The organism is Shewanella sp. 0m-6 (genome assembly GCF_052977325.1).
Genome location: NZ_JBRIMD010000005.1, coordinates 102,047 through 128,032, shown reverse-complemented (window position 1 = coordinate 128,032; position 25,986 = coordinate 102,047). Strand labels below are relative to the sequence as shown.

The window sequence follows — 25,986 nt, the reverse complement described above, 5'->3', positions numbered from 1 at the left end:
AAAATGCTGGAGTACGGTCTTAAATTACTCTCTACCCGGCAGTTTTTGCCAGGTTACTGTATCACGAAGATAAACCGGCGTTAACTCATCGACCGAAGTGCTATGGCCCTTACTCACTCCATCTTGAGCAAGTGCTAGCATATACTTAGCTTCAGGAAACTTAGCCTTTTCACAAATGCTCATATTCGTAGTCAATTCAAGTATTTGCGGATAAGCGTCAAAACCAGTACCACAAGCAATAACAGGCAAAGTTAAATCTAAACTTAGCACTATAGCTTCTGGTGCACTAACCACTTCTTCGTTTACTAACGTCGCTAACCCATCGACTGCAATATATTGGCCCCAGTAAACCTCTCCCATACGAGCATCTATTGCAGCGAGAACTTGACTCGCGCCTTGCTCAATAGCTGATTGAGCCATAGCCGCTAATGTAGAAATACCGATAACTGGCAACTCTTGGCCAAGAGCCAAACCTTGAGTAATGCTGGTACAAATACGAATGCCAGTAAAGCTACCTGGACCTCTGCCATAAGCAATCAGGTCGACATCTTTCAGTGCTAAGTTTGCCTCAGACAAAACAGCCTTAACCATAGGCAACAAACGTTGACTATGTTCACGTGGTGCATCGGCTTGCTCGCTGTACGTTGCACCTTTATGGCTAACTGCTGCTGAACACGACTCAGTACAAGTATCGAGTGCTAAAATGCTCAACGGCGTCGCATCGTTAGATTTATCTGTCATTAATTACTTACCAAACTTGTTATTTAAATCAACTACCGCCGATTAAAAACTTGGCGACGACAGTATATGTTAGGAGACTATTTAAGCGGTAATATCGGCCACGTGCACCTTAAAAGCCTGGAGTTTAATGCTTAACCGATTAGACTTTCAGTACTTAACCGAGTAAATAGACTGTTTTTATGATTATACCCTAAGTCACGCTATGGCATTAAGTCTTATAGTTAAAATACTTGCCTTTTGCAGGCCTCATGAGTGATCCACAGGCAAATAGCGACTTAAGTAATAGCGTCAACTTACGTTCGGAACTACTGAGTGTGATGTAATCCAGACACACTCAAGTCATAGCCCAATAAAATGAGGTTAAATAGATACAAAAATCGCGGTTTGTCCTAAATTTATAAGTGGCTATAAATTAAGTGACTATAAATTAAGTGACTATACATAAATTTATTACATATCAGTGACTATACTCACTCTAAAGCACTCAATTTAAGCTTGCTTTGAAGTCCTAATCAAGGGGGGAGGATGCAACAAATCAGAATCGATTGGTTTAGGCTACTTCGTTACTCCTTGCTATTTATCGTGTTCTCTATGCTAATGACAGTTTTCATGTTGCTATGGTTTTCAAACAGTTTAGAGGAAGCTTGGCAAAAAGGTTTAATGTTGACGTTAGCAGAACTTGAAATGACTACTGAGTTAACACTCACCCTGCTCATCTATATTAGCTTTCCAGTGCTACTTTTTCGCTTCCTCTATTACTTTTCCAAAATATTGTATCGAGGACGAAACCCAGGCGTCGCAATCATCAGCTATAAGACCCTGTTTAACCCATTAAACTTTTTATTGTTTCCAAGCTTACTGAACTCTGAAGGTTTACTTTACCGGCGCCGCTGCTTATTAGCCCTTATCTTACTCACCAGTATTTATTTTGTTATTTTACTTATCACTTAATTTACGCTACTTAATCTTCGCTAAGAAGTCTGTCGCCTTGTCTAAATCACGAGTTCGAGACATTGGCGGTAACGAATTTAAAAATGCCTGTCCGTAGGGTTTATTGACGATACGGTTGTCGCATAAAATGAGTACGCCTTTATCTTTTTCATCTCGAATTAACCGACCTACCCCTTGATTTAGGCTGATCACCGCTTGCGGCAGTGAGATCTCGCTAAACGCATCTTTGCCCTCACGCTCAACACTTTCGCTACGCGCGCGAAACAGATTGTCATCGGGTGACACAAATGGCAATTTATCGATGATGACGCAACTTAACAGTCGACCACGAACATCGACCCCTTCCCAAAAAGCGCCTGTACCGAGTAATACAGCATTACCAAGTTGGCGGTATTTTTTAAGCAGGCTTTGCTTATTCGCCTGCCCTTGCACAAGAAGTGGATAAGCGACGCGCCGTTGAAGTGCAGGTGCCACCAAATTAAGCATTCTATGACTGGTAAATAAAATAAAGGTGCGCCCTTTAGCAGCATTCACCGCTTTTACGCAAACATCAACAAATTGATTTAATGCCACATGATGATTATTGACACTCGCTAAATGTCTTGGCACACAAAAAAGCGCATTATTTTGATAATCAAATGGGCTTTCCAGTAACATCTCTTGGCATTGACGTAAGCCTAGTTGTCGGGTGAACAAGCTTAAATCACGGTTGATTTGTAATGTTGCCGAGGTAAATATCCACGCCACATTAGAATCAAACAGTTTACGACACTCTTTAGCAACGTCTATTGGCGCAATGCGCAGTACCAAATAACGATGGCCGAAGTCGATACTATAAGCGGCTTGATTGTTCTCACATAAGAAAAACAGCTCTAGTTTATTGGCTAAAACCTCAAGTTTTTCTATTTGATCATCTAGATTATTGCTGCGACCAACATGGCCTAATAATAGCTGTTGTAATACCTTAATCTCTTTGAGCAGCCCCCATGAAAGGACTGATAAGTCTTTATTGGCCAATAGCCGACGCCAGTCAGACTCGCCAATATTAAACAGTATTTGATGCCACTCATTTAACATTGATGAACATCGTGCACTTAACAACTCTATCTGTTTAGCATCTCTTAGTTCGAGTCTATAAATCTCAATCAAGTTATCAAATAGCGCTATGAGCTGTCGTGTAGAGCATTGCTGACCAAAATAAGTGACAGCAATATCAGGCAATAGGTGCGCTTCATCAAAAATAACCACATCAGAATCTGGCAGTAATTCGGCAAAACCAGTCTCTTTTAAAATTCTGTCGGCTAGAAAAAGGTGATGATTAACCACAATGATCCGTGCATCCATGGCTCTATTACGGGCTTTGCGAGTGAAACAGTCATCATAGTGATCACAGCGTTGACCAATACAGGTCTCTTTTGCGCTAACGATCAGCGGTAAAGCCTGAGAATTCTCCGTAACCGAGGTTAACCCTCCAATATCGCCGTCAGTAGTCTGCCCTGCCCACTGATTTATACGCAGCAAGTCATCTAATACTTGTGTGTCCATCGAGCTGGCTCCCGATAGCTCTTTTTCCATTAGGTGTTGGCACAGGTAGTTATTACGCCCCTTTAGCAGCGCAACCTTAGGCGTGAGCTTAAGCATGGATAATAATGCAGGAAGGTCTTTGTAAAATAGCTGCTCTTGTAAATTTTTACTGCCTGTACTGACAATAACTTGCTTGCCACTCAATAAAGCAGGAATTAGGTAAGCAAAAGTCTTCCCCACCCCCGTCCCAGCTTCCACCACCAAGTTATTGCAACTACTGATAGATTCAGTCACCGCCTTGGCCATAGTCACCTGCACATCACGGCAGCTAAAACCCTTAATTGAATGTGCCAGTACGCCATCATTTGAAAATGCAGCAGCGACTTGCTGTATGAGTTTACTGCTCAAGAGTCATTAAACCTTTAATAAAAATGTTGATGATGCATATACCCAAGCGACTTGAAATGCGCGTTTCACAGGCCTTGTGTGAGCTCTATTCTAGCCGCTTAGATTAGGAATAGTTACTCCCTTTTAAGCGAGTGCAGAGAAAGACTCAGTGATCGACTTCGGTTACCAGATTCAGTTATTAGCTTCAATATGTGATACGGGCATATAAAAATGCATGGCAGTTTATCTTAAATAAATATACAAGATTAGCTTTTGTTGGCGGACTGAGAGCAAGTTCAGGACAAATGCGCTCTAGCGGCCTTAACAAAAGCCACTCCCGCATGTGCGGTTAATTGTTCTCAGTTGAGAACACAAGACTCTCAAATGTCGGTATAAATCGACTTTAGGCAACCAAAAATGAAAAATAATGACATTTAGATGAAGTTTACTCAACTGCTTAAATAAGAGGTTGCAATCATTTTAAAAACTGATTAATTTAAATACCAACAACACGAAATGATTCATCAATGGCTTAGCACAGCAGCAAGCGTTGGATCATGACAGGCCACTTGGCCCACAGAAACAGATTGAGAGAAACGAATATGACACAGCTTTTGAACACTATGCATCATCATCACCATATGCGGTAGCCTTCGGAAGCTCACTGCCGAAGGACTATTTTCCTTCCGGCGGTTGATTTAAAAATATCAAAACCCTTGGAAGGAATTCCAAGGGTTTTTTGTTTTTTTCTTAACAGATTGTTTTATAAGATTTTTAAATTAACTAATAGGAAGTATCTCATGTCAGAGTCAACAAGATTACGTATCGCCATCCAGAAATCTGGCCGCTTATCAAAAGAGTCACAGAAGTTACTTAAAAGCTGTGGCGTTAAATTTAATGTCAACGAACAACGTCTAATCGCCCACTCAGACAACATGCCAATCGACCTATTACGTGTACGTGATGACGATATTCCAGGCCTTGTCATGGACGGTGTGGTGGACTTAGGTATTATTGGCGAAAATGTGCTGGAAGAAGAACAGATCGAACGCCAAAGCCTAGGCAAACCAGCTGAATGCATCAAATTACGTGAACTTGACTTTGGTGCTTGCCGCCTATCATTGGCCGTGCCAACTGAATTTAGTTACCAAGATGCAAGCTCATTAGAAGGGCTTCGCATTGCGACCTCTTACCCCAACTTGCTACGCCGCTACATGCAAAAGAAAGGCATTAATTATCGTGACTGCATGTTGAAGGGTTCTGTTGAAGTTGCACCACGTGCAGGTTTATCAGACGGTATTTGTGACTTAGTGTCAACAGGGGCAACACTTGAAGCAAATGGATTATATGAAACGGAAGTCATCTACCGTTCTATGGCCTGCATCATTCAATCAACCCAATCGCAACCTGATGATAAACAAGCACTAATAAACAAAATACTGTCTCGAATTAATGGCGTTGTACGTGCCAAAGAGAGTAAATACATCTTACTACACGCACCAACGGAAACGTTAGAGCAGATTGTTGCACTGCTTCCTGGCGCAGAAAACCCGACTGTTTTGCCACTCAACGACGATACTAACCGAGTGGCTATCCACGCCGTTAGCACTGAAGACTTGTTCTGGGACACTATGGAGCAATTAACGCAGCTGGGCGCCAGCTCAATTCTTGTTATGCCTATTGAAAAAATGATGGGGTAGAGTCATGCAGATCCTCAATTGGCAATCTCTCGACTCTCAAGCTCAAGCTAACACGCTTGAGCGCTCACCACTAATAGGTGATAACAGTCTTGAGCAAAGTGTGGCAGATATCATTAATGCCGTCGTCGCTGATGGCGATAAGGCGTTATTTGAATTTAATCAAAAATTTGATGGGGTCAATATCGATAACTTAAGGTTGTCGAGCGCCCAAGTCGAGCAGAGCTGCGCCAAGGTTTCTAGTGAGGTAAAGCAAGCAATTGCTCAAGCAAAGGCCAACATTGAGACTTTTCACAAGGCACAGATCCAGCCACACATCGATCTAGAAACTCAAGCAGGGATCCGCTGCGAACTCCGCTCTGAGCCGATAGAGCGCGTTGGCCTGTATATTCCAGGAGGCACGGCGCCACTTATTTCAACCGTACTGATGTTAGCCCTACCCGCTAAAATTGCCGGTTGTAATAAGCGGGTTCTCGTAAGCCCTCCACCAATTAATGATGCCATCATTTATGCGGCAAAAGAATGTGGTATTGAAGAGATCTATCAAGTTGGCGGCGCCCAAGCTATTGCTGCACTTGCATTTGGCACTGGTTCTGTACCTCAAGTCGATAAGATTTTTGGCCCAGGTAACCGATTTGTGACTGAAGCTAAACGCTCCGTTAGTCAAGATAACCGCTGCACAGTGAGCATCGATATGCCTGCCGGCCCATCAGAAGTGCTCATCATTGCCGATACTGAGGCTAATCCAGAGTTTGTTGCCGCAGACCTGTTATCACAAGCCGAGCACGGCGCTGACTCACAAGTTATGTTAGTCACCGATTGCAACGTGTTAGCTAAGCAGGTTAATCAAGCCTTAGCAAAGCAACTGGCGCAGCTGCCACGTGCTGATATTGCCAATCAAGCCCTTAAAAGCAGCCGCACTATTATCGTTAACGATATGACCATCGCAGCGGCAGTTTCTAATCAATACGGACCTGAGCACTTGATCATTCAAACTCAGCAGCCACGAGAAGTGCTAGCCAATATTCGAGCAGCGGGCTCTGTATTTTTAGGGGCGTATACGCCTGAATCTGTGGGTGATTATGCCAGCGGCACGAATCACGTCTTGCCGACCTACGGTTACAGTAAAACGGTGTCGAGCTTATCACTTGCAGATTTTAGCCGTCGATTCACTGTGCAAGAGTTATCAGCAATAGGACTTAGAGCCTTAAGCCATAGCGTAATGATCCTTGCCGAAGCTGAGCAGCTTGATGCACACAAAAATGCAATTGCAGTTCGAATGGCCAGCCTTGATGCTAACGCAGGTAATGAAGCGTTAGCTAGCAATAGCTCAGTTACGGAGGCCTTATGACAACATCAAGCAAGCTAAATTTAGCCGAGCGCCTCGCTCGACCAGAACTGTTAGCGTTACAGGTTTATCAGTCAGCAAGGCGTATTGGCGGCCAAGGGGATATCTGGATCAATGCCAATGAGTCCCCCTTTAACAATAGTGAGCTTATGGGCCTTAACCGTTACCCAGAATGCCAGCCACCTGCATTAATCAGCGCATATAGCCAATATAGTGGTGTCAATGAGAACAGTATTATCACTAGTCGCGGCGCCGACGAAGCGATTGAGCTGTTAATTCGAGCCTTTTGTGTACCAGGTCTAGATAGTATCGCAACCTTTGGCCCTACGTATGGAATGTATGCCATCAGTGCCAAGACCTTTAATGTTGGGGTAAAAGCGCTGTCTTTAACTGATGATTTTCAGCTGCCAAGTGACTCTATCTCCAGTGTCAGTGGCGCAAAATTGGTGTTTATCTGTAATCCGAATAACCCCACAGGCAGTGTCATCGCAAGAAACAAAATCATTGAGATCATTAACGCTTGCCCTGAAGCCATAGTGGTTATCGATGAGGCATACATTGAATTTAGTCCCGAATACAGTGTCGCCGATTTAGTCGATAGCTGTGCAAACCTAGTGGTGCTTCGCACCTTATCAAAAGCCTTTGCCTTAGCTGGCGCACGCTGTGGTTTTTTGTTGGCAAACCCTGACATTATCGAAATCTGCATGCGTGTAATAGCCCCTTATCCCGTGCCGCTTCCCGTAAGCGAACTTGCCATCAAAGCCCTCAACACAAAAGGCCTTGAAACAATGCAGCAGCAAGTGGGTCTGATGAAGCAACAAGGGTTAAGACTGGCGGACGCATTGAGCGGCTATGGCGCTAAGGTTATCAAAGCACATGGTAACTATGTACTCGCAGAGTTTGAGGACAAAGCGCTAGTGCAGCAAAAGTTAATATCTGCTGGCGTGATTGCCAGAAGTTACAACGATCCCCGCCTTAGTAAGGCGATTCGTTTTAGCTTTACAAACCAGGAACAAACGGACTATCTGATCCAACTATTTCAACAATAAAAATATACAGTGCGCTGATATTTAAAAAGAATAACAATAGCTTGGCTGAGATTTGAATGAATGTTCAATGCGTTCCGATTTGTTTAAACTCAGTAAAGCCAGAATCTGAAAGGTATAACCGCTATGAAGCAGAAAATTTTATTTATCGACCGTGATGGTACGCTCATCGAAGAACCAGTTACAGATAAGCAAGTCGATAGCTTAGCCAAACTCGTTTTTGAGCCTAATGTGATCCCTGCTCTACTGAAACTGCAAAACGCCGGTTATCGATTAGTTATGGTCAGTAACCAAGATGGTCTGGGCACGCCTTCGTTCCCAAGAGATGATTTCGATGCACCGCAAAATATGATGATGCAGATCTTAAACAGCCAAGGCGTGCTGTTTGATGATGTACTTATCTGCCCTCACTTTAATGATGAGAACTGTAGCTGTCGTAAACCTAAGCTTGGCTTAGTTAAAGACTATCTCACCTCTGGGAAAATTGATTTTACCCAGTCCGCTGTCATAGGAGATCGTGAAACTGACTTAGGTCTTGCCGACTCGATGGGCATATTAGGTTTGCAATATCACCCAGAAAATCTTAACTGGAACGCCATTGCCGATAAGCTTTTAAATAAGAACCGCAGCGCCACAGTCACTCGTACCACTAAAGAAACCGATATTCGCGTCACTGTCGATTTAGATTCAAATGATAAAAGCGAAATCAACACAGGTATTGGCTTTTTCGACCATATGCTTGAGCAGATCTCAACCCACGGCAACTTTAAAATGGATGTCAAGGTTGATGGTGATTTGGAGATAGATGATCACCACAGCATTGAAGATACCGCACTGGCAATCGGTGATGCCCTGCGTCAAGCTCTAGGTGACAAACGCGGCATAGCCCGCTTTGGCAATGCACAAATCAGTAGCGTTTTTGAGCAAGCGATTCCTATGGATGAAGCCAGTGCTGAGTGTTTGTTAGATCTATCGGGGCGTCCATTTATCAAGTATCGCGGCGACTTTGACCGTGAACTTGTTGGCCAAATGTCAACTGAGATGGTGCCGCACTTCTTCCGCTCCTTTGCCGATGGTCTGCGCTGTACTTTACACATCAGTACCCAGGGCAATAACGACCACCACAAAGTTGAAAGCTTATACAAGGTGTTAGGTCGCACCCTAAGACAAGCTGTGGCAGTTGAAGGAGACACGCTGCCCTCAAGTAAAGGTGTGTTATGAGCCAAGTCAATCTAGATAACAAAAACGGCATCAAAGGTAATACCGTTATTATCGATACCGGTTGCGCCAATTTAAGCTCGGTCCGCTACGCTTTTGAGCGTTTAATGACTGATACAGAGCGAGAGTGCCTGTTTGTAAGCGATGATATTGAGCTGATTAACTCGGCTGAACGCGTTATTTTACCCGGTGTAGGTACTGCAAGGGCTGCAATGACGGCGCTAAATGACAAAGGTTTACTCCAGGTTATCCCCTCGCTCACCCAGCCATTACTCGGCGTGTGCTTAGGTATGCAGATGCTGACACGTGCTTCAAAAGAGCGCGGCACACAAAGCGATGACTGCCAATGTCTTAATATCATTCCAACCGATATCGACCTGCTTAATACTCAAGGCTTACCGCTACCGCATATGGGCTGGAATCAAATTACGCCTTCAAACCACCCTATTTTCGAGGGAGTGACTGCCGGCAGCTTCGTATATTTCGTCCACAGCTACCGCGCCCCCGTTAGCGACTTCACCATTGCAACTGCCCAGCATGGTGAGTACTTTAGCGCTGCCATTGCAAAAGATAATTTTATTGGACTGCAATTTCATCCAGAAAAAAGTGCAGAGGTCGGCGCTAAGATACTGGCAAACTTCCTCAACATGAATAGAGATACCTTTTGCCAAGCTGGCAATGAACCCGCTAATAAGCTAACGATTAACCTAAGTAATGAACCGGAGGCACTGTAATGATTATTCCAGCAATCGATCTTATCGACGGCCAAGTTGTTCGCCTCTATCAAGGTGATTACGAGCAGCAAACAACCTTTAATTTAAGTCCATTAGATCAACTTAAATCTTATCAGGCTCAAGGGGCTAACTTACTGCATATCGTCGATTTAACCGGAGCAAAAGAGCCAACTAAGCGTCAAACGGCATTAATTTCAGAATTAGTTAATCACCTAGACACTCCGATCCAGGTTGGCGGTGGTATTCGCACTGAAGCCCAGTTAAATGAACTACTGGAAATTGGTGTAAGCCGTGTGGTTATCGGTTCATTGGCCGTAAAAGAGCCTGAGCTTGTAAAAAGCTGGTTTGAAAAATATGGTAATGAAGCCATTTGTCTCGCACTCGATGTCAATATCAATGAGCAAGGCGAAAAAATAGTGGCCGTATCGGGATGGCAAAGTGGCGGTGGTAAGAGCTTGGAGTCGCTGGTAGAAGAGTTTAAAGCTGTTGGCCTTAAGCATGCATTAGTCACTGACATTAGCCGTGATGGCACACTGCAAGGCGCTAATACCGAGCTTTACCGTGAGATTGCCGCTACTTACCCAGAGATCCAATGGCAAGCTTCTGGAGGCATCGCGACATTAGCCGATGTCAATGCAGTAAAAGACAGCGGTGCCAATGGCATTATTATTGGTAAAGCCCTACTTATCAACCAATTCACCGTCCAGGAGGCGATTGCATGTTGGCCAAACGCATAGTCCCCTGCCTTGATGTCAAAGAGGGCAAAGTGGTTAAAGGGGTTCAATTTAGAAACCATGAAATTGTAGGCGATATTGTGCCGCTCGCTAAGCGCTACGCTGAAGAAGGTGCTGATGAATTAGTCTTCTATGACATCACGGCCAGCGCTCACGATAGAGTCATTGATAAGTCATGGATAAGTCGAGTCGCCGAAAAAATTGATATTCCTTTTTGTGTTGCCGGTGGGATAAGAACCATAGAGCAAGCACGAGAAAAGCTGGCCTTTGGCGCCGACAAAATTTCAATTAACTCACCAGCATTAACAGACCCAAGCTTGATTGCCAGACTGCAAGATGAGTTTGGACGTCAGTGTATCGTGATAGGTATCGATTCCTATTATGACGCCAATAGCGACAGCTACATGGTTAAGCAATTTACTGGCGATGAAGCGGCAACTAAAGACACTCAGTGGTTTACACAAGATTGGGTTGAAGAAGTGCAAAATCAGGGCTGCGGCGAAATCGTACTTAATGTCATGAATCAAGATGGCGTCAGACAAGGTTATGACATTAAGCAATTGTCGATGATCCGCGCTATCTGCGATGTACCGTTAATTGCATCGGGTGGCGCTGGCACTATGGCGCATTTTAAAGAGGTGTTTAGCCAGGCAAACGTGGATGCGGCATTAGCCGCAAGTGTGTTCCATAAAGGGATCATAGATATACAGGCCCTAAAACGTTATCTCAACAGCCGGCAAATTGCTGTACGCATTTAGATAAGTTAGACGTTGACTCACATTAAGGATGTAACATGACTAATTTTAACCAAAACCCACTGGGTAGCGACTTACGGAGTCAATTGGACTGGGAGAAAACCGACGGCTTAATTCCGGCGATAGTGCAAAATCACCTCACAGCCAAAGTCTTAATGCTCGGTTATATGGATAAGGCTGCATTAGATCAAACCTTATCGACAGGAAAAGTCACCTTTTTCAGCCGCAGTAAACAAAGACTCTGGACTAAGGGCGAAACCTCAGGCAACACCCTCGACTTAGTATCGATTGATAAAGACTGTGACGATGACAGTTTACTCGTGCAAGTTATTCCCAACGGACCGACCTGCCATAAGGGCACAGAGAGTTGCTGGAAAGACGGTAACGCCCACAGTTTTATCGACAACTTGTCAGGCTTAATCGCATCACGTAAAGGCCAAGACCCAGAGTCAAGCTACACCGCTCACCTGTTTGAGCGTGGCACTAAACGTATCGCGCAAAAAGTCGGAGAAGAGGGGTTAGAAACGGCATTAGCCGCTGCAACCCATGACAAACCGGAATTGATTGATGAAGCCTCTGATCTGATCTATCACTTGTTAGTGCTACTTGAAGATCAAGAGTTAAGCATGCAAGACATCAATCTCAATTTGATGAAACGTCACAATAAGGCAAAGTAGAAAAATAACCTCCGCCTTAACGAGTAGGAAATGGTCGCAGTCTCTGCGGCCATTTTATTTCCTGTTTAGCCACGGCTATTCCTGCTGATAAATTTACTCTTCAGCAAAGATGAAACGAGCTTATAACTGCACTCTGAAACAATGAAACGCTTAATTGACGGGCAAGCATTATCATAAAAAGGATTGACGACTTAAAAGATAATCAATCGGTATTTAAAACCAAAAGTAGCGCATTGCTTCAATTTTGCAATCTTATTCTTGCTGATTTTGCGCAATAGAAAACACTGTTTTTACAAAGAGTAAATCCGTTATTGCTAGGGTGTTGCAATAGGTAACTTCTGATACAATCTGCGCCACTAAAATTAAGCTTCTCAATAATAAAAGTGTGCCCTATGAATCTTGCAGATAAAGTTTTAGTCGTAAATGACAACCTCCCAATTCGTACCAACAAACCTGTTCACTCAGGTAAGGTCCGCAGTGTTTACTGGTTAACCGAGGAAGATAGCGCACGGTTAATTAAAGATAAAGGTTACGATGTACCTGCCGATGCACCACTAGCCATTATGGTCATTAGCGATCGCATCTCAGCATTTGATTGCGTATGGCAAGGTGAGAACGGTTTAGATGGCGTTCCAGGAAAAGGAACGGCACTAAATGCTATCTCAAATCATTGGTTTAAACTTTTTAAAGATAAAGGCCTTGCTGATAGTCACATCTTAGACATCCCTCACCCATTGGTGTGGATTGTGCAAAAAGCACGTCCGGTGATGATTGAAGCGATTGCACGCCAATACATTACGGGTTCTATGTGGCGTTCATACACTAAAGGTGAGCGCGAGTTTTGTGGCATCACTATCCCTGAAGGCTTAGAGAAAGATCAAAAGCTACCTGAGCTATTAATCACCCCGTCGACAAAAGGTGTATTAACGGGCCTAGAAGGCGTACCTGAAGCTGATGACGTGAATGTATCTCGTAGCGATATTGAACGTCATGTTCAAGGTTTCAACTTTAGTAAGCTTGCAGACGTTGATCTTTACGAGAAGCTGCTTAAAGAAGGCTTTGATGTCATCAGTGACGCACTCGCTGAGCATGATCAGATCTTTGTTGATACCAAATTTGAATTTGGCTACGTAAACGATGCTGCTGGTAATGAAAAACTTATCTATATGGATGAGGTCGGCACGCCTGATAGCTCGCGTATTTGGGATGGTGCAGCTCACCGTGATGGCAAAATTATCGAGCAATCAAAAGAAGGTTTCAGACAGTGGCTACTTAACCACTTCCCAGACGCTGATATCTTACTCAACAAGAACCGCATGGAAGAGCGCTTTGCGCTAGCGAAAGATAATAAACTACCAGAATCTGTCATGATGGATATCTCTAACACTTATGTTGGAATTGCTGAGAAAGTGATTGGTAAGAAGCTACATATCAGCGACACACCTAAACAAGAGATCATTGATATTTTACGCGATGAATATCAGCTAATCGTTTAGTTATCCGCTCTGCTATAGTGCTGGTTAAGTGCTTTATTTAGCGCAAAAATGGGTAGATGTATGCAAGCGCGTAATGAATAAGTAGCTCAGCCAATCAAACACTGCCCTTAAACGCTAGCTATAAAGCTAAGCGCTAGATATAGAAAAGCCGCAATATCCATTGCGGCTTTTTTGTGTAGCCATGGTTAATAACAATTGCAGCGCTATTTTTAGCAACCAGATTAATTATAGATCGATGCTTCGCCTTCGGGGCGGGTTTTTAGCACCTTAAGGAACCACATATATTGCTCAGGGTACGCTAAAATAACTTGCTCAACCGCCTTATTTAAGGCGATCGCCTCATTTTCTTTACCTTGCATGGTATCGGGATCAATGGCAGGCATAACCGTTAGATCAAAATGACGCTTGTGTTGATCATAACCAATCTTTACCGGCATGACTTGAGCGTTCCCCGCCTGAGCTAAACGCCCCACTACTGGCAAGGTTGCTTTAGTCGTCCCCAAAAATGGCGCAAAGACACTCTTCTCACGACCAAGATCTTCATCGGGTAGATAAAAAAAACTATTGTCTCGCTTTAGCTCTGTCAGCAAAGCTCTGATCCCTGCTTCACGCATGTAGATATTGCCGCCTTGGGAGCTTCTCATACGATTATTGAACCAGTTAAATAATCCATTTTTATGGGCTTTTGCCATCGAAACCATAGGCAGTTCAAGATTGAGCCTAAGTCCTGCATACTCAATACCCCACACATGCGGCATGATAAAAATCACAGGCTGACCTGCAGCACGTGCTTTTTCTACATGTTCAAATCCATGAAGTTGTACACGGCGTCTCATATTCGCGCGAGATTTCGCTAACAACTCGGATTGCGCAAGTAAAATCATCACAAAATTTTCCACGTTATCTTTTATTAACGCTTCAATCTCATCATGGGATTTTTCAGGAAAGCAGGTCGTTAGATTCGCCCTTGCCACATTAATCGGCTTCTTAGCAATTTTCATCACTAGTCTGGCAAGTGTGCGTGCAATGGGATCTCTGAGCCAGGCAGGCATAAGACCAAATATTAACAACACTAAAATCGCGACCCAGGTTAGCCAATATTTAGGGTGTAACAGGCTAAAGCTAAAACGTCGATCAAAATATTTTGGCTTTCTAGACAAGGAATTAAACCTCTACTGCAAATGAATAACAGAAAAAGCCACTCGATTGAGTGGCCTCTTCATTATAACGCTAAAGCAATTACTTCTTTGCGTTAGCCTCTTCGACGCGGCTTTTCAGCTTCTGTCCCGGACGGAACGTGACTACACGACGTGCCGAAATTGGGATATCTTCTCCCGTTTTTGGGTTCCTTCCCGGTCTTTGATTCTTGTCCCTCAGGTCAAAGTTGCCAAAGCCAGACAGCTTGACCTGCTCACCACTTTCAAGAGCTAGACGAATTTCTTCGAAAAACGTCTCAACCATCTCTTTCGCTACTCTCTTGTTGATACCTAGCGTTTCAAAAAGATGTTCTGCCATTTCAGCTTTGGTAAGTGCCATACTTTTAGTCCCTCAACGATGCGTTGAACTCGTCTTTCAGAGCAGAAACCACGACGTCTACCATCTCAGCGATTTCTTTTTCTTCCAGTGTACGAGCGTTGTCTTGTAATAAGAGTGCTATTGCAAGGCTCTTTTTGCCTTCCTCTACACCTTTACCTCGGTATACATCGAACAAGTTTATGCCAACCAACTGATTTTCGCCAACTTTTCTTATCAATTTTACAACATCATCTGCTGCAATAACGTCATCAACTACGATTGCGATATCACGACGGTTAGCTGGAAACTTAGATACAGTCTGGGCTAGCGGCAAATTAGCGTGCAATAACACGTCTAATTCTAGTTCGAAAATAATTGTCTTTCCGTTTAGGCCAAATGGCTTCTCTAGGCTTGGATGAACGGTGCCTATAATGCCAATTACGCGATCATCTCTTAAGATTTCAGCACATTGTCCCGGGTGAAGCGCTGGGTGGCTTGCCGCTCTAAAGCTAAATTCAGCTTCAGCAACCGTCAAACCGATGACCGCTTCTAAGTCACCTTTAAGGTCGAAGAAATCAACCGTTTTTGACTCCATTGACCAATGTTCATCGTTTTGGTTTCCGGCAATCACAGCTGCAAGCATAGGTTGCTGTGACACACCTGACTCAGCGGTTTCATTCGGAACAAAACGCAGACCAGTTTCAAACAGTCTTACACGGTTTTGTTGACGGCTTTGGTTGTAACCAACCGCAGTCAAAAGACCGGTGAACATAGACAGACGCATTGCTGACATTTCAACCGAAATTGGGTTCGGTAAAATCATCGCCTCTGCACCAGGGTGGAGCAACTCTTGCTGCTTAGGGTCGACGAAGCTGTATGTTACCGCTTCTTGAAAACCACGGGCAACCAACATGCTACGAACACGCTTAAGACTTATATCAGACTCTTTATGATCAGACATGCTTAATTGCGCAACAGGCGCAATATTTGGAATATTGTTGTAACCGTAAATACGGGCAACTTCTTCAATCAAGTCTTCTTCAATCGCCATATCGAAACGGTAAGTGGCTGTGATTACATTCCACTGCCCTTCACTCACTTCAACATTAAAGCCTAAGCGCTCTAGAATTTCTTTGACTTCAGCATCTTCAATATGATGACCTAAAGTCTTATCTAGTTTGCTTCGACGCAATACGATATGTGCAGGTTTTGGTAAGTTGTCTTCAGATTTAGCTTCAACGACTGGGCCTGCTTCGCCACCACAGATGTCTAGCACTAGACGGCTAGCACGGTCCATGACTTTTTGTTGCAGCTGTGGGTCAACACCACGCTCAAAACGGTGCGATGCATCAGTATGCAAACCAATCTTACGGGCTTTACCTAAAATAGCTAAAGGAGCAAAGAATGCGCATTCTAAAAGAATGTCGGTAGTTTCAGTGGTAACACCTGATTGCTCACCACCAAATACACCAGCAAGTGCTAATGGCTTAGCCTGGTCAGCAATAATCAACATACCTTCAGGAATAGTAATTTCATTGCCATCAAGTAGTGTCAGCTTCTCTTCGCCTTTAGGCTTACGAACTTGAATGCCGCCATCTAACTTAGCTAAGTCAAATGCGTGCATTGGCTGACCGAACTCAACTAATACATAGTTAGTGATATCAACGATCGGGTCGATAGAGCGAATACCACTACGACGCAGCTTTTCTTGCATCCATAGTGGCGTTTCAGCTTTAACGTTAACGTTTTTGATAACGCGGCCTAGGTAACGTCCACACTCTTGTGGCTCTTGTACGTCAATGCTCACTTCATCAGCGATAGTCGCAGCAACCGCTTCCCAAGTCGGCTCAGTTACTGATTGGCGGTTTAATACGCCAACTTCACGAGCAAGACCAGCCATACCAAGACAATCAGCGCGGTTAGCCGTTAAATCCACATCGATAACTGCGTCATCAAGATCTAAGTATTCACGTACGTCTTGGCCAATGGGTGCATCAAGTGGCAATTCAATAATGCCGTCGCTTTCAATATCAACGCCTAGCTCGCCAAACGAACACAACATACCAAATGACGGTTGACCGCGTAGCTTAGCTTTTTTAATTTTGAAATCGCCAGGTAGCACAGCACCAACCATAGCAACTGCAACTTTAAGCCCTAGACGGCAGTTTGATGCGCCACATACGATGTCGATTAGCTCTTCGCCACCCACATTGATTTTAGTTACACGTAGTTTGTCAGCATCTGGGTGCTGACCACACTCAACAACTTCACCGACGATAACACCGCTAAACTCAGCAGCTACAGGCTCAATACCGTCAACTTCAAGACCGGCCATAGTAATTTGGTGTGATAACTCTTCGCGATTGACACTCGGGTTAACCCACTCACGAAGCCAAGATTCACTAAATTTCATGCTATTACAGCTCCGTTTATTTAAATTGCTTCAGGAAACGTAGATCGTTTTCGAAGAATGAACGTAAATCGTTAACGCCATAGCGCAACATAGAAAGACGCTCAACGCCCATACCAAACGCAAAACCAGAATATCTCTCTGGATCGATGCCTACACTACGAAGCACATTTGGATGAACCATTCCGCAACCAAGTACTTCTAACCACTTACCATTTTTACCCATTACATCAACTTCTGCTGACGGTTCAGTAAATGGGAAGTAAGAAGGACGGAAACGCACTTCTAAATCTTCTTCAAAGAAATTGCGTAAGAAATCGTGCAAAATGCCTTTTAGTTCTGCAAAGTTAACGTTCTCAGCGACAAGTAAACCTTCTACCTGGTGGAACATTGGCGTATGCGTTTGGTCATAATCGTTACGATATACACGACCAGGAGAGATAATGCGTAAAGGTGGCTTTTCATGCTCCATGGTACGGATCTGTACACCAGATGTTTGCGTACGCAACATCACTTTCGGATTAAAGTAGAAAGTGTCGTGATCTGCACGTGCAGGATGATGCTCAGAGATGTTTAATGCATCGAAGTTATGAAAGTCATCTTCGATTTCTGGGCCGTCTTTAACCGTAAAGCCTAGCTCACCAAAGAAAGCTTCAATACGCTCAATCGTGCGAGTTACAGGGTGCAGTCCACCGTTCTCAATGCGACGACCCGGCAGGCTCACATCGATACTCTCAGCTTTTAATTGCGCTTCAAGTTCAGCGGCTTTAAGACCATCAATACGAATTGACAGTTGTTGTTGAACCGCTTGTTTTGCTTGATTCACGGCTTGACCAAAAGCGGGCTTCTCTTCCGGAGGAAGTTTCCCCATCATTTTCATCATGTCGGTGATTTTACCTTTCTTACCAAGGTAATCGACACGGAGGTCATCGAGAGCTTTTAAATCTGTAGCTCCTTCGATGGCGGCTAAAGCCTGTTCTACGATCTCTGTTAACTGTGACATCATCTCTTCCAGTGCAAGTAAGTGCTAGACCTACGACTTTTGGGCTAACGTATTTTCTTAGTGAAAATAGAAAAAGACTAAAATTTTACGTTAGACAGGATGATTTGACTAGGACTAATTCACCTTTTCCCCTGCTAACTGTCTATTTTGTTTAGTCCTTATACAAGGCTTTACTCAATGAGCATTAAATCCATCAATTGTTAATCTAACTGCCACTTAGTGAAGCGGTAAAAGTACAACCTAAATCACAACAACTACTGAAAACCTAATGATAGCCACACTATTTGACTGCCAAGCCGCTACAAATTAGAAACATTAATATTCAATCACTTAAAAACAATAGTGAACAACAAACAAGCAAATTACCGATAATGAGCAAAAAAAGAGTTAAGAAACGGCATAATCTTCCGATAAATAGTCAGGTATGCGATTTATAAATAAGAGAACATTATGAAAGAAGTTAAGTTCCGCTGGGTAGATAAGTACCTTATCCATATGACACTAAAAACCAAATTCGCTCTAATGGCGATAATTCCTATCATCACGCTAGTTGGTTTGGCTGTTTTGTTAAATAGCGAATACAAACAAAACCTACTTGATGCTCAGCTCTCTCAAACCCAAGTATTCAACCAGACACTCAATGAAGCACTCGATAGCGCTTATCAATATATTCCCGAAGCAAACAGAAGCGCATTCTTAAGCTCCATTGAAGGTGAGCTCACTGTCACCCACCAGCAGACGGGGTCCAGCCAATTAGTCTCGCTTGCAGAAAGCGGCGGCAACATCAAGATTAATGGCAATAGAATAGAAAGTGTCAGCCCGGTGAGCCCAAACGGTCTGATTACAACCCTGTATGGCGAACAAATCAACGACATCCATAACGAGTATGTCGCCTATATCGCCTTAGCGATATTAATCTCGATAATCTTAATCACCAGTTACTATATCTCTAGCTTCGTTGGTGGTGCACTGTTTACCAATGTGATGGCGCTTAAAAGAGCCGCTGATGGCGATTTAACGGGTCGACTCAACTTTTTTGAAGTTAAAGACGAATTTAGCATTCTTGCGATTAGCATAGATACGCTAGTTGAGCGTCAGCATAAGCTTGTAAGCGAGATGACCAACGCCAGTTCACAGATCCGTAATATTGTGCAAGCCTTTAGAAATACTGCTGAAGAGGGCCAATCGTTAGCCATGAATCAACGCCAGCACATTGATTCTTTAGCAACCGCGATGGAGCAGATGACCGCAGCCGTCATAGAAGTTTCACGTAATGCTGAGCTTTCATCAAGTGAAACCCAAGAAGCCAATGTGCAAGTTGATGCAGGTTCTCGTGATATAGCCATCACTGTTGACGCGATAGGCAGCTTATCAAATGAAATTGCAGATGCCTCTGATGCTGTTAATAACCTCAATGAAAACGCAGCTAAAATTGACGAGGTCGTCACCACCATTAATGCCATTTCCGAGCAAACTAATTTACTCGCATTGAACGCAGCCATTGAGGCTGCCCGAGCCGGAGAGCAAGGGCGTGGCTTTGCTGTCGTTGCCGATGAAGTCAGAACTCTGGCTGGTCGAACTCAGGCTGCAACGGTTGAAATTAAAACCATGATTGAAGCGCTTCAGTCAGGTGCCCGCGACTTAAAACAGGTAATGAGTCGTACCGTAGAGAAGGCTGAGGACGGCAAGAAGCACGTACTTGACACAGGCAAAGATCTACAAGGGATTGCTCATCACAGCGCTAAAGTTTATGAGATGAGCGTTTTAATTGCGACATCTGCTGAAGAGCAATCAGCGGTCGCTAATGAAATCGCAACCAATCTAATGGATATTCGCAATCAGTCTCATGATGTGGAGCAATCAGCCAATCAATCCGTTTCAGGCTGTGATGAACTGCATGCGACAGCCGAGCAATTAGATAAACTGCTCGTTGGTCTAAAAGTATAGCACCTGTATTAACGTTATAAAAAGCAGCCAATAGGCTGTTTTTTTTATTTTTTGCAATAAAATAAAAACATAGAACAACGAGTTTGTTTTACAATAAAACAACAAGGCTTATATAATACGTTCAATAGGACTTCCACGCTTCATTCCTTTTTCAGTACGGATACTAAATAAGGGGATACTCTTAACCTGAGCACATAACAAACATGGCCAAAACGAGTGCAAGCTCCATAAAACTGACCAATTGGCGTTCAAGCTTGCCAATGAAATTAATGTTGGTTCAACTCATTGTTGCAGCCGTGATTATTATCGCTAGCGTAGGGTTTCTAAAATCCATTGAAACTGCCCGTTTAATCGACAACCAACAATCACTGAGTATTAATCTGGGTAAAACTATTGCGGCTAAACTGCAGCAAAAAACCAACAGAATTGAAAACCTTGCCGTATCGATAGGAACACTTGGTGAATTGTATCAACAGCAACCTAATCAATTGGATCTGGCCATTCCCGCACTGCTCAATCAACCTGGACAACAAGAGGTAATATTAGGGGGCGGCATTTGGCCTGAACCATTCGCCTTTGACACAGATAAGCGAAAAAATAGTTATTTTTGGGCACGTAATTTGGCTGATGAACTGATTAAAGTAAATGACTATAACGCCGATGCCCCCCCTCACTATTACAACGAAAACTGGTATACTCCAGCTAAGTATTACCCGACAGATACGACTTATTGGTCAAAATCTTATATTGACCCTTTCACTGAAATCCCAATGATAACGGCCTCGGTACCTATGTGGTCAGAGCATAAGTTTATCGGCGTCTCCACTGTTGATGTCGCGTTATCGAGCATTGATAATTTTTTCACCACGGCAATATCCAGCCAAGGTGGTTATGTGTTTGCTCTTGATCAACAAAACCGCTTACTGTCTTATCCAGATATCGATATCGATGATAGAACTCCAATAAAGAATCCTGAACTATTTCAGCCTTTTGCAACATTTTCTAAAACCTACACCGAATTTGCCTCATTACAGAATATCATTGCAACAATTGATGCCGACTTCATTGAAACCGCCAGTGCAACAAAAGCTTACGAAGACAAATTACTTGAAAAAGATATCACGAATGTGCCGAGCCATGAGCGTGCTAAGCTGATCGCGCTAATCAATAAAAATGCAAATAACAAGCTCATGCAAGTTAAACTTGTCGCCAGCCTGCGCTTAGATAGTGATCCTAGGCTCAAAGAGCCGGTCATAGTGACCATCTTCCTTATGCCTGGTACGTATTGGAAAATAGTGCTCGTTACCCCTATATCAAGTATTGCCTACAATAACCAATCATTAGCAAGCTCTGTTGGTATTTATCTTGTTAGCATACAGATTATTGCCTTGATGCTACTTTTCATCATGCAAAATAAACTCTTTATCACTCCAATTAGCCGTATGGTTCGAGCGTTAAATGACAGCAATGCCGCTAAAATTGAGCTTGAAGCAAGTACACGTAGTGATGAAATAGGTATGCTAGCCAAAGCCTTTAGCTCGCGTACTCGGCAGTTAGAAATAGCGTTAGCCAGCTTAGATGCAACAAACCTCGCTCTAGAGCTTCAACTGGATGTACAGCAGCAAGCACAAACAGAACTTAAACAAAGTAAAGAGCAACTGAACTCTGTACTTAACTCCGCTCATAACTTAATTTTCATTATCAATATCAAAGGTGAATTTACTCTAGTCAATGATCAATTCTGCCGCACATTGTCACGTAAGCGTGAAGATATCATTGGGGTAAGAGACCGTCTTATCATGCCAAGAGAGATAGCGCAGATAAACCATGAGAACGATCTTAAGGTTATCGAGAGTAAACTTGAACTCAGTTATGAGCAAACGTTACCAAGGGAGGGAAAACAGCACACTTACCTTGTGACTAAGTTTCCAATTCTGGACGCACAGCAACAAGTGAGTTCGGTCGGAACCATCGCTTTCGATATCAGTGCAACTAAAGAGATTGAACTTAAGAAAAAAGCGCAGTTTGAAATACTGACAAGGGAAACAACCGATAATATCCGCTTTATTGAGCAGCTTGAGCTAACTAATAAGCGGCTACTCAGTGAAAGTGAACAAGTAAAACTTGAAACAAATCGTAGTGCTAGCTTTGAGAAGGTTAAAATTGAGAATCAAGCATTATACCCCTCTCTTGTTGCCGCAATCGTGAAACCCATCTTTAGAAAGCAAGATGATTTAGCTGCAAATGCCTACAAGTTAGCGAAAGGCGAATTGCCTATCGTAGACTTTAACTCAGAATTAGCAGAGCAAACCGTGCGCTTAAGGCACTTGGAGTACCTGTTTTCGGCCCAGGACTATGTCGCTAAGCCTATCGATTTAGTCCTACTGCTTGAGCACATCGTTGCCCTATTACAACCAAAACTCGCTTCCAACAATATTGAACTCACTGTAGATAGCGACAGTCGACTTATTGTTGATGGTGTTCATTGGCATTTTCTTCTGATTTTTTACCGCGCAATTAGCAATACCATTATCGATGCGTTTACCCAAAGAAAAGAAACGCAGCATATAAAGATAGAACTAAGCAAAAAGCAGCATCAAGTCCTAATGCGTATTTATGATAATGGTAAAGGTTTCGATGACACTAAATTAGCCGCTTTACAGCAAGTACTGAAGAATAACGAAGTCAAAGGCACGCTATCGGCACTATCAGTTTGGCTGAAAAGTGAGTTTAGAGGCCAACTAGACGTCACGCGTTTAGAGCAAGATCCGCACTACAAAACGTTATTAACCTATCAGTTAACGGTGGCGTCTTTAAGCTAAATCAAAAAAGCCGCACAAAAATGTGCGGCTCAGCTCTTTATATCAAAAAGTGTATTTTTAACGCGATACATCCACGATATAATGTCCTTGTAGCCAGTTACGACCGATTAAGAGCTTATAAGACATCTTACTTCTATCTCTTAAATTCACCTTCACTTTATACTCTTGACCCGGCTCGCCAATCTTGAGCTCAACCATATAACGGATCTCACTGCCTTGAGCATTTCGGATCAGCGAAGTTTCAACAATGCGAGACTTTACTAAATGAGACTCACCCTTTTCATTTTCAGTCATGAAGTGAATGACTTTGCCGACATTTTTTTCCATGTCAGGATCTTCATTATCAATTTTCATATCATAGGCATGCAGCGAATTCTCAACCGCGCCAGTGTCTATGCGTGTCTTAAACATTAATCCCGACTCAACAACACTAATCGCCGCCGTTGGGCCTATCAGCTTTTTCTCTGATACATCGACAACATAACGACCTTTAAGCCAGTTACGACCGATTAAGAGCTTATAGTCCATGTGACTACGATCCCTTAAATTCACCCTAACCTTACGCTCTTTGCCCTTATAGCCAACATCTAAATCGACCATATAACGAGTTTCTGTACCTTGAGAATTGCTCACCGTTGAGGTTTTTACGATTTTGGCTTTTAAACGCTGCTTCTCGCCAGCATTATTTTCAGTCGTAAAAGACACCATTTTGCCAATGTTATCTTTCATATTCTTAGCACTACCGCCCTCAACCTTTAAATCGTAGGCATGTAACGACGTGTTAACTGCCCCAGTATCGATACGGGCAACATATGAAAGGCCAGAAGCAACTGACATCTTTGCGGTTGAACCTATCACCGCTTTCTCGCTTGCTGTCGCCGACAATGATGACGTCAGGATCAATAAGCACAACCCTACGTTTTTAAGCATCGTGATTCCTTAATTCGTTAAAAAAACAACATAAATGATCTTGCGTTTATGATAGCAAGATTTAGAAGTGAATAAAGAGGTTGAGACTATCTATAGCAATTGTATGACATAGCTAAGCTGTATGAACGCTTACAACTGGGCGACTAAAAGGCCGCTATCAGTTGATAAAAAACTACCAGCATTTAATAAAAAACGTTAAATACAAACAAACTAAACAATGCGGTTGTACAGGTACAGTGGCAAAAATGCCATTTTTGATTTATATGTGTTCTTAATAGCTTAAAGTGTCGATAAAACTGCACCGCTAACCACACTAGAATAAAAGGCACAAATGGCAAAGAGATCACCAAAGGAAAAAATCCCCAACCAAGATCAAACGCATTCTCACTGAACAGTCTTAGAAAAAGCCAGAATATGAACAAACACGCATAAACAAACAAATACTGCCTATTCATAGACTTTTTAACTTTGGTCAGCATATCGCTCTCCTATACCATTGCAGCTACATTATGCCTTTAGGCAAAAGCCAACAAGCTGGAACAGCGAAAATACTGTAACTAAATATAATATTTTTGGCGTTAAGCCACTATCAAACTTGCTATTTCTTGATCAAATAAATTCTTAATAAGACATGAGAATTCAGTAATAAACACAGATTGCTCTGCAGTTGCTTTATGAGTAGAAACCCTCGCTAATATTTCTTCAAGATCATACACAATTGAGTCGACCTCACGGATCACTATGTTCCTTTGACTAAAGGTCAAAGAAGGATTTTGGCCACAAACCATAATAATTTGTGCAGCCAGTTGCTCTTCAAAAAGCTCCATTACCGTGTCTTCGGTAACACTTTGTTGCTGCGAGTTTTCAAAAATACCTAAATGTTCAGTCAGATACTGAACCAAGTGGATATAGCCGTCTTTATCGGTAACCATACTCAACCTAAAACACATCAAATGTGTTCATTGCTTATACGCTTCAATGACGAAAAGCGTTTAACAAGCCTATTATTAAATTATGTAAGAATATTATCTGAGTTTACCTAATTGAAAATCATCTGAATATAATTAATAAAGACTCGGCACACGTTTTTGAATACGTTAATGCTGTAACTCCTTTAGACAAGCCCTGAAAACCTAAAATCATGCAAATAAAAAGGCCTGCATGCAATAGTGTAGCATTGCATGCAGGCCTTACATTTTGCTTAATCGAATATAGCTTTAACATTAGGATAGGCTATATAGAACTCATTTATCACAGGATCATCAGGTGTCCAAGCAATCAATCAGGACGTTACAACTACTTGCTAAGACTAAGCATAAAGGAGACTGGAACAGCCTTACTTATCGCTGATAAACCTGCAATTTCTCGCAATTTATCAACCCCTGAAGATAAGCCAAAGCTCTCAGCATTGACTATAGTCGGCATCACGCTAGCCACGAGGATCTTAGAGTCTGATAACTTAGCGATACTCACTGTAAACGCCATAGTTTGCTTTTTACCGTGTAATGCAACTTCAGCATCTATGCTAGTAATTAATATTGAACCAACTGGAATGTCATTGACAAGTTTAGGCTCAATGTTTGCAGAGAGTGTTAACTTAGGATATTTATCCACTTCAAATAACAATGACTCCATACGCTCATCGCGGATCTCAACATTGGTCACGACACTCGCTAACGAAATCGATAAACTGAACTTTCCCTTATCATTGAGCGTACCGGCCATCGACTCGAAATAATGGATCTCGCCTATATCGCCTTTTTTAATCGATATAAAATTCACATTTGAAGCATCATTGTCAACATTCCATGTCGCTGCTGAAGCAATAAATGATAACGGCAATAATAGTAAACCAGTGATAATACTCTTCATATTCCTTCCCTCTCGTTAAGATGATTATTGGTATTTACATCCATATTAAGTTACAGCTAATTTAGCACGCTCAAGGTAAACAAAAAGTACTTTTTGCAACACTGGCTAATTTTCACTCTTTATATTAGGGCAAGTTCACCTATCTAGCGTAATTTCTTAACGACTAAAAACGAGTAACC

21 protein-coding genes and 1 other annotated feature are annotated in these 25,986 nt (G+C 42.8%); of the genes, 12 read left to right on the top strand and 9 right to left on the bottom strand.

What is annotated here, in order from left to right; translation table 11 throughout:
• Window positions 1–24 precede the first annotated feature (24 nt).
• Window positions 25–741 (bottom strand): tRNA (adenosine(37)-N6)-threonylcarbamoyltransferase complex dimerization subunit type 1 TsaB, encoded by a 717-nt coding sequence (gene tsaB / locus ACVBJC_RS05700; RefSeq protein WP_447159917.1) that lies wholly within the window; start codon window positions 739–741, stop codon window positions 25–27.
• A 525-nt stretch (window positions 742–1,266) separates the two neighbouring features.
• Here tsaB and ACVBJC_RS05695 point away from each other — a divergent pair.
• A complete protein-coding gene (locus tag ACVBJC_RS05695; RefSeq protein WP_447159918.1) occupies window positions 1,267–1,692 on the top strand; it encodes a hypothetical protein in 426 nt (141 codons plus the stop codon).
• A 6-nt stretch (window positions 1,693–1,698) separates the two neighbouring features.
• Here ACVBJC_RS05695 and ACVBJC_RS05690 read toward each other — a convergent pair whose 3' ends face one another.
• Complete coding sequence (locus ACVBJC_RS05690; RefSeq protein ID WP_447159919.1) at window positions 1,699–3,624, bottom strand: ATP-dependent DNA helicase; 1,926 nt, start codon at window positions 3,622–3,624, stop codon at window positions 1,699–1,701.
• A 604-nt stretch (window positions 3,625–4,228) separates the two neighbouring features.
• Window positions 4,229–4,347, top strand: a sequence feature (His leader region).
• Window positions 4,348–4,403: 56 nt separating this feature from the next.
• Between ACVBJC_RS05690 and hisG the strand changes: the two genes are divergently transcribed.
• From hisG to ACVBJC_RS05645, 9 genes are all read left to right on the top strand, one after another.
• Window positions 4,404–5,303: an ATP phosphoribosyltransferase gene (hisG, locus tag ACVBJC_RS05685; RefSeq protein WP_447159920.1), complete on the top strand. Its 900-nt coding sequence runs from the start codon at window positions 4,404–4,406 to the stop codon at window positions 5,301–5,303.
• A gap of 4 nt (window positions 5,304–5,307) precedes the next feature.
• Window positions 5,308–6,651: a histidinol dehydrogenase gene (hisD, locus tag ACVBJC_RS05680; protein WP_447159921.1), complete on the top strand. Its 1,344-nt coding sequence runs from the start codon at window positions 5,308–5,310 to the stop codon at window positions 6,649–6,651.
• Window positions 6,648–7,697: a histidinol-phosphate transaminase gene (gene hisC, locus ACVBJC_RS05675; protein ID WP_447159922.1), complete on the top strand. Its 1,050-nt coding sequence runs from the start codon at window positions 6,648–6,650 to the stop codon at window positions 7,695–7,697. The genes hisD and hisC overlap by 4 nt, the downstream gene beginning before the upstream one ends.
• A 123-nt stretch (window positions 7,698–7,820) precedes the next feature.
• Entirely contained in the window at window positions 7,821–8,915 is a 1,095-nt protein-coding gene (hisB, locus tag ACVBJC_RS05670; protein ID WP_447159923.1) for a bifunctional histidinol-phosphatase/imidazoleglycerol-phosphate dehydratase HisB, read from the top strand.
• Window positions 8,912–9,646, top strand: coding sequence for an imidazole glycerol phosphate synthase subunit HisH (hisH, locus tag ACVBJC_RS05665; protein ID WP_447159924.1), 735 nt, complete (start codon window positions 8,912–8,914; stop codon window positions 9,644–9,646). Before hisB ends, hisH begins: the two co-directional genes overlap by 4 nt.
• On the top strand, window positions 9,646–10,383 hold the full coding sequence (hisA, locus tag ACVBJC_RS05660) for a 1-(5-phosphoribosyl)-5-[(5-phosphoribosylamino)methylideneamino]imidazole-4-carboxamide isomerase (protein WP_447159925.1): 738 nt from the start codon (window positions 9,646–9,648) through the stop codon (window positions 10,381–10,383). Before hisH ends, hisA begins: the two co-directional genes overlap by 1 nt.
• Window positions 10,365–11,138, top strand: a complete 774-nt coding sequence (gene hisF / locus ACVBJC_RS05655) for an imidazole glycerol phosphate synthase subunit HisF (RefSeq protein WP_447159926.1) — start codon at window positions 10,365–10,367, stop codon at window positions 11,136–11,138. Before hisA ends, hisF begins: the two co-directional genes overlap by 19 nt.
• A 35-nt stretch (window positions 11,139–11,173) precedes the next feature.
• Window positions 11,174–11,812: a bifunctional phosphoribosyl-AMP cyclohydrolase/phosphoribosyl-ATP diphosphatase HisIE gene (gene hisIE, locus ACVBJC_RS05650; protein WP_447159927.1), complete on the top strand. Its 639-nt coding sequence runs from the start codon at window positions 11,174–11,176 to the stop codon at window positions 11,810–11,812.
• Window positions 11,813–12,204: 392 nt separating this feature from the next.
• A complete protein-coding gene (locus ACVBJC_RS05645; RefSeq protein WP_447159928.1) occupies window positions 12,205–13,308 on the top strand; it encodes a phosphoribosylaminoimidazolesuccinocarboxamide synthase in 1,104 nt (367 codons plus the stop codon).
• Window positions 13,309–13,529: 221 nt separating this feature from the next.
• Here the strand turns inward: ACVBJC_RS05645 and lpxM are convergent, their stop codons facing one another.
• From lpxM to pheS, 4 genes are all read right to left on the bottom strand, one after another.
• Window positions 13,530–14,468: a lauroyl-Kdo(2)-lipid IV(A) myristoyltransferase gene (lpxM, locus tag ACVBJC_RS05640; protein ID WP_447159929.1), complete on the bottom strand. Its 939-nt coding sequence runs from the start codon at window positions 14,466–14,468 to the stop codon at window positions 13,530–13,532.
• 79 nt (window positions 14,469–14,547) lie between these two features.
• Complete coding sequence (ihfA, locus tag ACVBJC_RS05635) at window positions 14,548–14,844, bottom strand: integration host factor subunit alpha (protein ID WP_142870772.1); 297 nt, start codon at window positions 14,842–14,844, stop codon at window positions 14,548–14,550.
• Between the two features lie 4 nt (window positions 14,845–14,848).
• Window positions 14,849–17,236: a phenylalanine--tRNA ligase subunit beta gene (pheT, locus tag ACVBJC_RS05630; RefSeq protein WP_447159930.1), complete on the bottom strand. Its 2,388-nt coding sequence runs from the start codon at window positions 17,234–17,236 to the stop codon at window positions 14,849–14,851.
• A gap of 16 nt (window positions 17,237–17,252) precedes the next feature.
• Window positions 17,253–18,236, bottom strand: a complete 984-nt coding sequence (gene pheS / locus ACVBJC_RS05625) for a phenylalanine--tRNA ligase subunit alpha (RefSeq protein WP_447159931.1) — start codon at window positions 18,234–18,236, stop codon at window positions 17,253–17,255.
• A gap of 450 nt (window positions 18,237–18,686) precedes the next feature.
• Here pheS and ACVBJC_RS05620 point away from each other — a divergent pair, with 450 nt between their 5' ends.
• Together ACVBJC_RS05620 and ACVBJC_RS05615 are read left to right on the top strand one after the other, a co-directional pair.
• On the top strand, window positions 18,687–20,183 hold the full coding sequence (locus ACVBJC_RS05620) for a methyl-accepting chemotaxis protein (RefSeq protein ID WP_447159932.1): 1,497 nt from the start codon (window positions 18,687–18,689) through the stop codon (window positions 20,181–20,183).
• Window positions 20,184–20,443: 260 nt separating this feature from the next.
• A complete protein-coding gene (locus ACVBJC_RS05615) occupies window positions 20,444–23,005 on the top strand; it encodes a PDC sensor domain-containing protein (RefSeq protein WP_447159933.1) in 2,562 nt (853 codons plus the stop codon).
• Window positions 23,006–23,062: 57 nt separating this feature from the next.
• Here ACVBJC_RS05615 and ACVBJC_RS05610 read toward each other — a convergent pair whose 3' ends face one another.
• From ACVBJC_RS05610 to ACVBJC_RS05600, 3 genes are all read right to left on the bottom strand, one after another.
• Window positions 23,063–23,935, bottom strand: coding sequence for a putative ATP-dependent zinc protease (locus ACVBJC_RS05610; RefSeq protein ID WP_447159934.1), 873 nt, complete (start codon window positions 23,933–23,935; stop codon window positions 23,063–23,065).
• 578 nt (window positions 23,936–24,513) lie between these two features.
• The gene (locus tag ACVBJC_RS05605; protein WP_447159935.1) at window positions 24,514–24,867 is read right to left on the bottom strand and encodes a DUF3802 family protein; all 354 of its coding nucleotides are present in this window, start codon (window positions 24,865–24,867) and stop codon (window positions 24,514–24,516) included.
• Between the two features lie 364 nt (window positions 24,868–25,231).
• A complete protein-coding gene (locus ACVBJC_RS05600; protein WP_447159936.1) occupies window positions 25,232–25,807 on the bottom strand; it encodes a YceI family protein in 576 nt (191 codons plus the stop codon).
• Window positions 25,808–25,986 lie beyond the last annotated feature (179 nt).